The organism is Flammeovirga aprica JL-4 (genome assembly GCF_012844305.1).
Classification (GTDB): domain Bacteria; phylum Bacteroidota; class Bacteroidia; order Cytophagales; family Flammeovirgaceae; genus Flammeovirga; species Flammeovirga aprica.
The window spans coordinates 14195-27266 of sequence record NZ_JABANE010000041.1 but is presented as its reverse complement, the minus strand read 5'-3'; the positions used below and the strand labels follow the sequence as shown (position 1 = coordinate 27266).

Annotated in this window: 9 protein-coding genes; 3 read left to right on the top strand and 6 right to left on the bottom strand. The window is 34.8% G+C overall.

The genetic code is table 11. The features are described 5' to 3' along the window. Positions 1-22: 22 nt before the first annotated feature. Positions 23-2425 (bottom strand): TonB-dependent receptor, encoded by a 2403-nt coding sequence (locus tag HHU12_RS15670; RefSeq protein WP_169657692.1) that lies wholly within the window; start codon positions 2423-2425, stop codon positions 23-25. A gap of 355 nt (positions 2426-2780) precedes the next feature. On the opposite strand from HHU12_RS15670, the gene HHU12_RS15665 reads away from it, so the two are divergent. After that, positions 2781-3992 carry an alkaline phosphatase family protein gene (locus tag HHU12_RS15665; protein WP_169657691.1) on the top strand — a complete coding sequence of 404 codons (1212 nt, stop codon included), beginning with the start codon at positions 2781-2783 and terminating at the stop codon, positions 3990-3992. 54 nt (positions 3993-4046) lie between these two features. After that, complete coding sequence (locus HHU12_RS15660; RefSeq protein WP_169657690.1) at positions 4047-5648, top strand: DUF3843 family protein; 1602 nt, start codon at positions 4047-4049, stop codon at positions 5646-5648. 82 nt (positions 5649-5730) lie between these two features. Here HHU12_RS15660 and HHU12_RS15655 read toward each other — a convergent pair whose 3' ends face one another. The 4 genes from HHU12_RS15655 to HHU12_RS15640 form a co-directional block, all read right to left on the bottom strand. Then, positions 5731-6345, bottom strand: a complete 615-nt coding sequence (locus tag HHU12_RS15655; RefSeq protein ID WP_169657689.1) for a hypothetical protein — start codon at positions 6343-6345, stop codon at positions 5731-5733. 66 nt (positions 6346-6411) lie between these two features. Beyond that, positions 6412-7869 (bottom strand): TolC family protein, encoded by a 1458-nt coding sequence (locus tag HHU12_RS15650; RefSeq protein ID WP_169657688.1) that lies wholly within the window; start codon positions 7867-7869, stop codon positions 6412-6414. Between the two features lie 17 nt (positions 7870-7886). Next, positions 7887-9221: an ABC transporter permease gene (locus HHU12_RS15645; protein ID WP_169657687.1), complete on the bottom strand. Its 1335-nt coding sequence runs from the start codon at positions 9219-9221 to the stop codon at positions 7887-7889. A 3-nt stretch (positions 9222-9224) separates the two neighbouring features. After that, the gene (locus HHU12_RS15640; protein WP_169657686.1) at positions 9225-10466 is read right to left on the bottom strand and encodes an efflux RND transporter periplasmic adaptor subunit; all 1242 of its coding nucleotides are present in this window, start codon (positions 10464-10466) and stop codon (positions 9225-9227) included. A 326-nt stretch (positions 10467-10792) separates the two neighbouring features. Between HHU12_RS15640 and asnS the strand changes: the two genes are divergently transcribed. Beyond that, on the top strand, positions 10793-12223 hold the full coding sequence (gene asnS, locus HHU12_RS15635; protein ID WP_044205150.1) for an asparagine--tRNA ligase: 1431 nt from the start codon (positions 10793-10795) through the stop codon (positions 12221-12223). Between the two features lie 83 nt (positions 12224-12306). On the opposite strand, the gene HHU12_RS15630 is transcribed toward asnS, so the two are convergent. Beyond that, positions 12307-12738, bottom strand: coding sequence for a hypothetical protein (locus HHU12_RS15630; protein WP_169657685.1), 432 nt, complete (start codon positions 12736-12738; stop codon positions 12307-12309). Between the last annotated feature and the right edge of the window lie 334 nt (positions 12739-13072).

The window sequence follows — 13072 nt, the reverse complement described above, 5'->3', positions numbered from 1 at the left end:
TTTGTGTCAGCTATTTTTTCTATTAATTCAGCAGATTACCGATCTTAATTTCAAAGAAAAACATTCTTGGTGTAATAGGACCGTATACAAATGCTGCGTCTTTATCAGGACCACTTACAAATTGATCTTGCATTTGGTTGAAAATATTCTTCACCCCACCACCGAATTGGATATTAGCATTCTTACTCAATTTCGTAGTGTAAGATACTTTTACACTCATATCCATAAATGATTCTGTTTTAATCAGCTCCTCTTCAGTTGTCAATTCACCGTTTACAAAACCTCCAGGAATGTAAGGTACGTGCATACTACCAGTATAAACACCAGTCAGTGAAGTCTGCCATTTTTGTGCAGGACGGTAATTCATCGTAAATGATCCGTACTGATTAGGTGTTCTTAGGATATATTTTGAAGTACTTGTTTCTTCATCACCCCATTGGTTTTCTTCATCATATTGGGCAGTCTGAATAGTAAAGCCAGCTTGGAAATCTAAGTTCTGAGAAGGGGCTACTTTAGCTTCGATATTGAAACCTTGTACTACAGCATCAGAAAGGGAGTTTCTCTTGTAATTGATTAAAGTGCCATCGTCAAGTTCAGTCAATTGGTTATCAAATCTATCTTTGATTCTTGTATGAAAACCTTCAACTAAGAAGTAGGTTTGTATATTACCAATTTTCTTCTCCCAATCCCACGCTAAATTATAAGAAAGTGAAGTTTCAGGTTTTAAGTCTGGATCTAAAACAGTTCTCACCGCTTGTCCTCCTTGTACTTCAACGTGCAAATCTTCAGAGAACATTTGAGGTGCTCTAAAGCCTGTAGCAAAACCACCTCTTACTTGCATATCTTTTGTTAAGTTATACTTTAAGTTGATTCTAGGGTTAATAGCAGGTACACTCTTATTATTTTCAGCGTTTGCTAGGTCATTAATTTGAACATAATCCATTCTTGCTCCTACTAGTACAGAAAGCTTTTTTCCTTTCCATTCATTTTGAGCAAAAACCGCCATAGTGCTAGACTCTTGATCAGAAATGATAGCATTTCCTACTTTTTCACCTGTTTCAGGATCAGTATAACCATTTTTCTGATCTTCAATTTTATCGAAAATGTATTCAACACCTGCTACAAAATAAGTGTTTGCATTGAACATTTTACCAAGATCTCTATTTACTTGTGCACCTCCAACGTAAGTTGTACCTGTTGTTAAACCATATCCGTCAGGAGCTTGGTTTGCTCCGTAATAACTGTCTCTATTGACATATTGAAGATTAGAATAGGCATTGACATGTGTTTTCTTGTCTTTGCTAAACCAATCGTAATTCACACTACCTCCTAAGATGTTCATATCAATCATTTCAGTAATATCAGTTTCATGTGGTGCTAAATCTAATTTGTTACCACCTCGTCGATGTTCATTCAAGTATTTAAAATCTGCTGTGATTTTATTTTGATCATTGAATTGATGATAAACTTTAGTACCAATAGAAGCCGTTTTTAATTCTGGCAATTGTGAAAAATCATCTTTAATTGGGTTTGCTTGATTGATGTCGTCTTCATGATACCAAATATCATTAGGGTTGGCATTCCATGCATCTCTATGTCTGTAAGAACCATAAATGTAGGCTCCTGTTTTGTCATTTTTTGAAACTAGAGAAGTATTGAAATAAGTATTGATGTCGTTTGATTTTCCATCAATTGTACCAAAGTTAGTACCTACTTCATAAGAGTTGAATTGAGGCGCTTTAGTAATAATATTTACAGTACCGCCAATAGCATTTGCACCAAATAATACAGACCCTCCACCTCTTACAACTTCTACTTGATCAACCATTGACACAGGAATCTGCTCTAAACCATAAACACCTACAAGACCATTAAAAACAGGTCTGCTATCTACCAAAATCTGAGTGTAAGGTCCCTCAAGGCCATTTAATCTTAAAGCACTTGCACCACAGTTACCACATGTATTTTCAACTCTAGCTCCTGAAACAAAGTTTAATCCATCCGCAACCACTTTTGAGTTACTTGCCATAAAAATTTCTTTACCCACAACATTAACCACTGCAGATGTTTCCTTACGGCTTTGTTCTCTTCTACTGCTTGAAACAATCACCTCATTTAATTGTAGAAGGTCTTTTTCTAAGTCGAAGTGAATTTCAGACCCGCCTCTAGCTCTGAAACTTTGTGTGACTGGTAAATAACCTACAGCAGAAATCATTATTGAATATTCAATTCCTTTTTCTAATTGGATTTGAAAATGCCCAGTCTCGTCTGACGATGTTCCAAATTCACCGTCGTTTACTGAAATTGTAGCAAAAGGTATATGTTCATTATGAGAAGTAACATGCCCTTTGACAGTTATTTTATCTCCTCCAAAGCTAAGTAAATTAATAGCTAAAAATAAAAATGTAGTGAGGTACGCCTTCATGGCTTGTTGTTTCGTTTTCTATTTGACTAATTATCTGTTGTTGCAAATCTAGGTAAAAAATTTAGACAAGCCTAAAAATATTTATTTATTAATTGTTATTTTGTTTTTGTTGACCTAAAATTAGTTGAAGGTATATGACAAGTAAGTGTAGTGTCATTCAGTAATCTAAGGGTGATAAAATGGAGCTATTGAAGATGATAAAGTATTGTCAGTTATTGAGAATCAATTGATTGAATCTGTAATTGAACTTTACTTTAAATTGATTTACATAATAAAAGGTAACAGAGGTTGTGATCAACAGTATCAGATTTATTTTTGTATATTATATATCAATAACTTTCTGTAAATAAGAACAATGAATCGTTACCTGCTTTTGGTAATTCTACCACTAACTTTCTTTTCTTGCCAGATCCATCAGAAGGAGAAGAAGCCAGAAAATACCGTTATTTTAGTTTCTATAGATGGATTTCGATATGATTATTCCGAAAAGTACAACACACCCAATCTGAATAAGATTGCAAAGGATGGAGTGAAAGCAAAGTCTATGATTCCTGCTTATCCTAGCAAAACTTTTCCCAATCATTACTCTATTGTGACGGGCATGTATCCTCAAAACAATGGTTTGGTACACAATAATTTTTATGATCCTGAGCGGGAACAACATTATAAAGTTGGGCTTGGAAAAAAAGATGGGTCGTGGTTTAAAGGAACGCCATTATGGAATCTGGCAGAACAGCAAGGGCAGAAATCAGCTACATTTTATTGGCCGGTATCTGACGCAAGAGTAGAAGGGATGACGCCTTCATATTATTTTAAATACAACAAACCTACACCTTATTTTGAAAGGGTAGACCAAATAGAAAAATGGTTAGCATTGGATGATGACGTTCGTCCTACTTTTATCGCTACTTATTTTTCATTAGTAGATACACAAGGACATTTATTCGGGCCTGATGCGGATGAAACAAAAGAAGCAGTGGAATATTTAGATCAAGTAATTGGAAAACTATATGAAGTTGTAAAAGCCTCTGCTCATCCTATTGATTTGATTATTGTTTCGGATCATGGTATGCAACAGGTGGATGTAGAGAATTCAATTGTTTTGGAAAGCCTTGGTAGATATAAAGATTTTGTTTGTGTCAATGGAGGTGGAATTCAATACTTCTTATATCCTAAAAAAGGAGCTGATATTGAAAAAGCTTATCAAGACTTGAAAGCACAAGAAAATAAAGGTTTTGTAGTTTATAAAAAAGAGGAAGTACCTGAAAGGCTTCATTTTTCTAATGGGCAACGTATACCTGAAATAATTTGTGAAGCTATTCCACCTATGACTTTTAGAAATCTAAGAGGAAGTGTCAGCAACGGTATGCACGGCTATAACCCTTACAAAGTAAAAAATATGCATGCAGTTTTTTATGCTGTGGGTGATCATTTTCAGAAGGGGAAAACGATAGAATCCTTTGAAAATATACACATCTATCCTTTAGTGGCTAAAATTTTAGGATTAAAAGTTCCTGATGATATTGATGGGGATGTGAATGTGTTACTCCCAACAATGCATAATTAATATGAAGATCCTTTTTCATGATTATCTTTGTTTATTACTAAATATGACAATCAAATGAAGAAACAAATATTTATAAAAGATTGGTTAAAATTAAAACCTTATCAACAGCAACAGTCTAGTGATTTATTTTACCTTAGAATCTCTAATCAAGTTTTAGGAATCATTAAAAAAAGTGAACATTTCAATTTTATTGAAACGGCTTTAGATCCAGAACAAGTAAAGTTAATGTCTTGTTTTTTAACTTCTTACCTAGAAGATGTGGTTTCGGAAAGCAATATATGGAGTACGTTTCGTTATGAGCATGAATTACTTTATAAAAAATGCCTGCCGTTCTTTCAAAAGTTAGAGGATTATTATGAAGATGAAATTAATGCTCAAGATGTTGAGGTGCTTATTTGGTATTTTATCAATGCAGTTCAAGAAACGTACGAATTTGAACCCAACAGCTTTTATATAAAAGATATAGCTGAAGATGTCATGAAAGTGTTTGAAGATGCATGGGAATATGCTCCAGAAAATACGACTTTGAAGTTAAAATATACTCTGCTTGAATCAGATTTTTATAAATCACGAGAGTTTATTGATGTTATCCTATTCCAAACTTACCTTTTCTATCCTGATACAGCTTTAAAGCAACAAAAAGTAGAGTTAGACATTTTTGAAAAAAATCGGAATGAATCTCATTTATTACACTTGTTGAATAGTGAAAGAGATCGTCTATTGCATACTTCTTTTACAAAGCTACTAGGATTGAAAGGAAAAGAATGGGCTGCTAAAGTTTTAGGTGAAAAACATCCATTGTACACATCTTTTTTAGAGCTTTCTCCAAAGCTTGAGGGGCAGTTCTTTTATAAAGGACAGGATGAACGTTATGTTTACTTAGAGTATATTGCTACTGGAGAAAAATTTAATCTTCTCAAGGAGTCTTATGACAATGCAACAGATTTAAATAATGTTGATGATATTCTTTATTTAGGAATATGTAAGTGGCGTGGAGAATGGTGGTTTTCTGGTGTAGCCATGATACAAAGTTTTGATGTAAACCTAGTCAATAAGGAAAGGAATTCTTTAGAAAGTGTATCTGCCACAGACTTTTTGAAAATCAATAGTGATCGAAATAATAAAACACTAGCTTCCCAAAAGAAAGCTTTCCTTGAGTTTAATCAGAACTCTTTGATTAAAATATTACCTATTGAGGAGGTAGAGCCATTTGTAAATTCCTTTATGTCGTTTTATAACAAGTCCTTAGGATTGTCATCAAAAGAAGTTGAAAAAATCAGAGAGAATCATAAGGGCAGTATAGATCAAGGTATTACACTGCCTTCAAGTTTAAAGGAAAACAATGATAGCGCTCTAGTTTTCTTTAATGAAAAAACGGGTATACAGATGGGTTTTGATATTAATAGTGCATTTCCATTAAAAGAGAATTCATTTTTTAACCCTGAAAAGACTAGAGAACATATTATTACTTTGTGTAATTCAACTGATATATCTACCGAGTTAGTGATGTATTGTATTGATAATTTCAAGGATCAATTACCTTTCTTTGAATCTAGGTTTGGTAGGTTATTACTCAACGATACAGACTTTTTATTACGTTTTTGGAAGACAAAAGATTATTATTCAAAAGCTATGGTAACAGAGGTGAATGAATAAAAAAAACGGGTAAAATGATTCAACGCATTAATGGTGAATTATTTTACCCGAATTCTTTTTTCCAAATTGGTTTATTTCTTGCCTACAAAGGCTCCTCCCCATAAAAATAATCCATCGAAGCAATCTTCACCTTAGGATTTTCCTTTTCCAATTTATCTTTATGATCCTTGGCCATTTTATTCCATTTTTTGACCGCGTTATTATAATATCCTCTTGTAAATGTATCTCTAGCACTTGCGTCAGAAACTTCTGAAAGCATCATCTCTGTTTCTTCCTGAGCATCTAAATCATCCACTGAGTCTATCAGGTCATTCAGAGCGGTAATCATTTCTAAGATACTTTGATCATATTGCATCACTTCCTCATTATTATTGAAATTAGAGTTAGAATACTTTGCTTTTGAAGCTTTAGAAATAGCTGACTTTGCCGTTTTCTTTTTCTCTTTATCTAATTTCGCATTGGAGCGATTAAGAATCTGAACAATCATTTTGGCTTTCGAAATTTTCAACTCTTCAGAAGCAAAAGCCTCTTTTTTAAGAGAATCAATTTCAAGATATAATGCTTTAGAATCTACTTTACTTAAATCTTCTACTTCCACTTCATATTCTTCTTCTCCTGATTCCTTTTGTGTTTGTTCTGTTGAACATGAAAAAATAAGGAAGAATAATGCCGCCAAGGTAAGGTGAATCTTTTTCATTATGTTTAATCTTTTATAGGATCAATTAAGTTATCACTTATGACTATATCAATTCGCAGACCAAAATTAGTTTAATCCAATTTTTTCATTCTTCTGGAAATCATAAAGCGTGAAAACTCTTAATCTATAAAAAGAAAGCCAATACTCTTTCAAGGCCGCTAAATACTCCTTAGTAGCATTGTCTTTGTCTCTTAATGTAATATTCAAGTCTGTTACACTGATTTTACCGACCAAGTACCTTTGCCTTGCAATTTCATAACTCTTCTCAGAAACCAGTTTTGCTCGCTCAGTGGAAAGAACTCTTGTTCTGATGATTGGAATTTGCCTTGCCAGCATATAGATTTCTTGCGTAAAGCGTTGCTCTTGCAGTGCAATTGTACTTTCTTCCAATCTTTGGTTCGAAAGGGCTGTTTCTACTCTTGACTTTCTTCTTCCCCAATCAACAAGAGGTATATTGAAGCCCAAACGAAACTGTTGCTGATCATTCGGGTTTTGATATACACCTGAAGGTTGACCGGCCTGCTGTGTTAAACCAAACTGACCATTTAAATTGACTTGCAAACCTGTTTCACCCTTCGCTTGAGCAACGGCTCTTTCTGCTTCTAATTTTCTTCTATGAAAACTAATGTATTGTTGTCTGTTGAGTTTTGCTTGAGCCACAGCCACATCAGAACTGATCGATATATCTGGGATTTCTGAAGGGAGAGATAGTTTTACACCATTGTCAGAAGGAGTTAAACCTAGAAAAGTGAAAAGGTTTAGTGTAGCTCTTTCAACTTCCAGATTGGCAGACTGTAAATTCCTTTCTGAAGTAATAACACTTAATTCGAGTTGGAGTAATTCATTCTCCGCAATCTTACCCAAGTTATAACGGCCTTGACCAATTTTGAAGATAGTATCATTATTTGAAAGGTTAGTTTCAGCTACCTTTTTGTTGACTTGAGCAAGCAGTAAATTGAAATAATACTCAGTTGCATCATATCCCACTTGTTCCATTTCCTCTGAAAACTTCTTTTGAGATTCCTCATATTTCAAAGGCTCAATGACTTTATCATATTTGTAAGGATTGAAATTAAAAAGAGGTTGATTGAAACCAATAACCAAAGGCTGACCGGCATAACTAACGCCTTGATTCAAGCCTTCAAAATTATCAATTCTTTGTAGACTTGATCCAACATAAATTGAACCGCCGGTTAAACCAACATTTTGCTGTAAAGCTAAATTCAGTTGAGAAGTGGACATACTTACACCTCTAAATTCATTCGAACCATCGGGCTGTGTTACCGGTGTGATGGAACGGTTGAAATCAGGTAAATAGCCATCTAAGACGAGTTGAGGAAGGTAATTGGATTTAAATTGTTTGTAAACCCAGTAATTATTTTCCTTTCTATTTTCTGCTTGCTGAGAAGAAAGGGACTGCCCTTTGGCAATACTGATCACCTGATCCAGCGACATCAATTCTTGAGCAAATAGGGGAGTGTTCAAGAATAGAAGTATATATATTAAAGCGTTTTTAAAGTTCATTTGAAGTAATGGTTTGTTTATTCGTATCTCAAAGATTCAATTGGGTCTTGATTAGCTGCTTTTCTTGCTGGTGAAATACCAAAGATCACCCCGATAGAAGTGGCCACACCAAATGAAATAAGTACAGAGGAGAAAGAAACAATCGTTGGAATATCGGCTATATTAGAAATCATCACAGCCAAGACGATACCTAGTATCACACCAATTGTACCTCCTGAAAGACTAATTAAGACAGCCTCTAACAGAAATTGAAGAATGATGTCGTGCTTTTTGGCACCTAGAGAAATTCTCAATCCAATTTCTTTAATTCTTTCCAATACAGAAGCCAGCATAATATTCATAATTCCAATTCCTCCAACAATTAGTGAGATTGATGCAATAGCACCTAAGACGATGTTGAATATATCTTTGGTTCTTCTCTGTTGTTTTAAAAGCATCTCAGGAATAGAAATTTCAAAATCTATTTTATCCAAATGCCTTCTTGCCAACATTCTTTGTAATACCTCAGAAGCCAGTGCAAGTTCATTACTTTCTGACATCTGAATCACCACTTTGTCTAATTGATGATAATTGACTGTTTTTTGCTCCTCTTCATCATTATTATTTCTATTCTCATCTCTAGCCGCTTGCTGAATATCAGACTTTGTGACTTTTGCTCTGTCCTGATATCGAATCAACATGGTTTGAAGAGGGATATAAACATCCAAATTTGCATTTCTAATCCCCAATTTTTCTAAGTTTTTAGACGCTGAACTTCTCTCTTTTAAAACTCCTATAACTGTAAGCCACTGACCACCACATTTGATTTGTTTCCCAATGGGGTCTTCTTTACTGAAAAATCTGGTTTGAATACCACGACCAATAATACAGACGGCTTGACCAAATTTGAAATGAGTACCAGAAAATAAAGTACCAGAGGATAAGGTGTGATTATAGATTTCAAAATAGGCATTTTCGACCCCAATTAATTTTGTAGATCTTCTGATACCATTTTTAATAATATATGTTTCAAGCTCAATTTCAGGGCTGACTTTTTGAATGTTGGGGATGGTATGTTTAATATTTTCAAGGTCGAGCATTGTCAAACCTGGGGAATATTTCTCCTTGTCTCCCTGATTCATTTGAGCAATTTTCTCTTCCGATTGCTCTTTTTTTGGAGTGATCACAATATTATTCACCCCCACCAGTTTCATCTGATCCAAAATTTCCTGTTGTGCCCCTTGACCAACGGCAAGCATGGCAATTACAGCACTTACACCGAAAATGATACCCAAAGCAGTTAAGATGGATCGTACGGTGTTGGCTAAAATGGCTTCAAGTGCAATTGACAGGTTGATAAGTATTCTGTCCATTGCTTATTGAATTAAAATAATATCTTTAGAAATGTTGGTAGGTGTAGACAATGCCACCACATCATCAGGAGAAAGTCCTTCTAAAATCTCAATATCTTTATCGTTCATTTCACCTGTTTTCACTTCTCTTTTTTCAAACCCGCTGACTGCTTTTTTATAAACATAATTGATAGAATCACCTTCGGCATGGATGGCTTCTAAAGGCAGAAGTAATGTGTTTTCGATAAAATTGGTCTGAATTACATTAGAAGTGGTCATAGAGGGACGGAGGGTGCTGTCAGATTCATTGACAAGAATAATCACCTCAAAAACTTTAGCGTCAGAGTTAGGCTTTTGTTCTCCCACGTTGGCTACTTTCGTTACCTTTCCAGTCAGTGCTTTATCAGGAAAAGCATCCAATCCTAACATTACTTTTTGCTCTGGTTTAATTTTACGGATGTCGACTTCATTGACATAAGTTTTTGAAATCATAACAGATAAATCGGGCAAAGTAGCCACCACGGGGTCCCATCCTCTGATGGTAGATCCCTCTTTCTTTTTCTTGCCATTCCAGTCTTTTGCATAAATCACCATTCCTTCTTCAGGAGCAAAAATGGTAAACTCTGCAAACAAATCTTGAAGAAACTGAACCTTCCTTTTCGCTTCATTTAAAGTGGCCGTTATTTCCCTCATTTTGGCACTTAGCTGCTGTTGCTTCACGCTGTAATTCGACTTTGTTTGCTCTAAATCTCTTTCTGCTTTTAGTACTTCTATTTCTGCTTGCTTGATTGTGGCAGGGGGTTCAAAAGCAGATTGTTCCAATGCTAATTTTTTCTCTTCAACACTAAATTCAAGGTTGATAATTTTGTCTCTTTCCTGGCTAAGCTGAAGTGCCGTATCCAATTTATTTTGTTCCCATTGTGATTCGGCCTTTGTAAGGTCAGATTGACGTTGTGTGAGTTTGTCAGCCAAAGATGAAGCATCTAATTGAGCTACTTTATCTCCTTTTTTGACTACAGTTCCCTCAGGAACCAAAGAGTTGAGTTTTGTTTCCCAAATTCCGGCTTGTTGCATTTTCATAGGCCCTTGAATTTCCACGAAGTTTTTAGCTTCAAGTTCACCCGTAGTGGAAACGTTGATATGCAGGTCTCCAAACCTTGCTTTTGTCAGTAATACTTCTTCTGAAGATTCATTAAAAAAGAAAAAATACGATAGGATTAACACTATAACACCAGCACTTCCGGCTAGGATTGGTTTGCTTTTCATTAGTCGATAGAGTTAGATGAATTTAAAGAATAACAGATGCTGTAAATCTGATTTTAAAAAACGGTACTATTTTTAATTGGTACTATCCATTTCAATATTCTATTCTACTCAAAATAATTGGCAGGACATACTTTTGCGTATTAACCTTTGTTAATTATGATTTAGAGACATCAATTCGAATAGAATCAATATAAAAGAGTGTATAATTCATTAAATCGTTGTAAAGTAACTATAAAACTAGGCTAAACTTTTTATATTTGTGCTCAATTTTCGACATACGTATTAAGTATGTCATTTTTATTTTAAACATTTAAACTACCACGCAAGTGAAAAGAATAAAGATTAAAGACTTGCTGGCCCACGGTGAAGTTGGAGCCAAAGTAACTGTAAAAGGATGGATTAGAACATTTAGAAGCAATCGTTTCATTGCCTTGAATGACGGTTCTACTATCAATAATTTGCAAGCAGTGGTAGATTTTGAAAATACAGACGAAGATCTACTTAAAAGATTAACTACTAGTGCTGCTGTTGCAATCGACGGTGAAGTAGTTGAATCTCAAGGTAAAGGTCAAAGCATCGAAATCGTTGTTGAGAAGATAGAAATTTTAGGTGACGCGGATCCAGATGAGTATCCATTACAACCTAAAAGACACTCTTTGGAATTCTTGAGAGAGAAAGCTCACTTACGCCCTCGTACGCAAGTAATGAGTGCAGTATACAGAGTAAGAAACGCTTTAGCATACGGTATCCACAAATTCTTCAATGAAAAAGGATTCCTTTATATGCACACGCCTATCATCACAGGTTCTGATGCTGAAGGTGCAGGCGAGATGTTCAGAGTAACAAACTTCGATCCTTTAAACCCTCCAAAAACAGAAGATGGCGAAGTAGATTACAAAGAAGATTTCTTTGGTAAGGCTGTGAACTTATCTGTTTCTGGTCAGTTGGAAGCAGAAGTTGGAGCAATGTCAATGGGTGAGGTTTATACATTTGGACCTACATTCCGTGCAGAAAACTCAAATACTTCTCGTCACTTGGCGGAATTCTGGATGATTGAGCCGGAGATGGCATTCTATGACTTAGATGATAACATGGATCTTGCTGAGGAAATGATCAAATACTTGATCGACTTCGCTATGGAGCAGTGTCCTGATGACTTGAAGTTCTTAGACCAGCGTTATGCTCAAGAGCAAAAAGGTAAGCCTCAAAACGAGCGTTCAGACCTTGGTTTATTAGAGCGTTTAGACTTTGTTTCTAAAAATGACTTCGAAAGATTGACTTACACTGAGGCAATTGAAGTATTGAAGAGATCTAAGCCATTCAAGAAAGGTAAATTCAAATATCCTGTAGATTGGGGTATTGATTTACAATCTGAGCACGAAAGATACTTAGTAGAAAAAGAATACAAGAAGCCAGTAATTCTTACTGATTACCCTAAAGACATCAAATCATTCTACATGAAACAAAATGATGATGGTAAAACAGTAAGAGCAATGGACGTTTTATTCCCTGGTATTGGTGAAATCATCGGTGGTTCTCAAAGAGAGGAGTCGTATGACAAGCTATTGACCAGAATGAATGAAATGGGAGTTCCTCAAGAGGAGCTTTGGTGGTACTTGGAGCTTCGTAAGTTCGGTACAGCACCTCACTCTGGTTTCGGTTTAGGATTCGAAAGAATTGTATTGTTCGTGACAGGTATGGGTAACATCCGTGACGTAATACCTTTCCCAAGAGCACCAAAAAGTGCTGAATTCTAGAAAGAATTTTTAATCAATAAAAAAGCTGTCTTAAACTTAATGTCTAGGACAGCTTTTTTTTGCCTCAACTATTTTTCTAGTGTTTATTTGAAAGATTTTACTTTAGTGGTTCTGTTATCAACAGGTCTCCAGCCTAAAGAAGGGAAATACTTATAAGTATAAATTTTCCACTTCACCTCTTCAGACTTTTTCTTTTTTTGAGCCTGCCAAACAATCAGTGCTTTCTGACCATCTGTATAATCTGTGTATACACGGACAAAGTCTTTGCCTTCCACCAATTTATCAAACAGAATGTTTTCCGTCTGACGGTCAATAAGCATTTTGTGTTTCCCTTCTACAAAGATTTCCAATGTAGCATCATCACCTACACCTCTTGAAAAAGGTGCTGTTTTGATTTTTGGAGCATTAGACGAATCATAGTTTCTCTTTGCATTTTTTTCGTCTTCTACATTATCAGCCAATAGTACATTAGAGATTAATAATAGGGAGGTAAAGAATAGGGTTATAGATTTCATGTTATTAAATAGGTTGATTTACAACATTATAAACATGATATATAAGACCTTAGTTGATGTGCTTAGTATTTGTTGAATAGTGTTTGGTGTTATTTATTAAAATAGATATACATATTTTAATAAATGTTTAATCGAGAACAATGTTATATATAAGGGTGGTTTTTATCTAATCAATTTTATTTTAAATATTTTTTTACCTAAATAATAAATTTTTCTAACTAATTGTTAATAAGAGCATTGTGCATGTTGTTTGGTTGAAATTAATAAGCAGAAGTTGTTAAATTAGTATTGTCTTAAAGGAACTATGTTAAGACGAGTGTTACTGCATAAATTT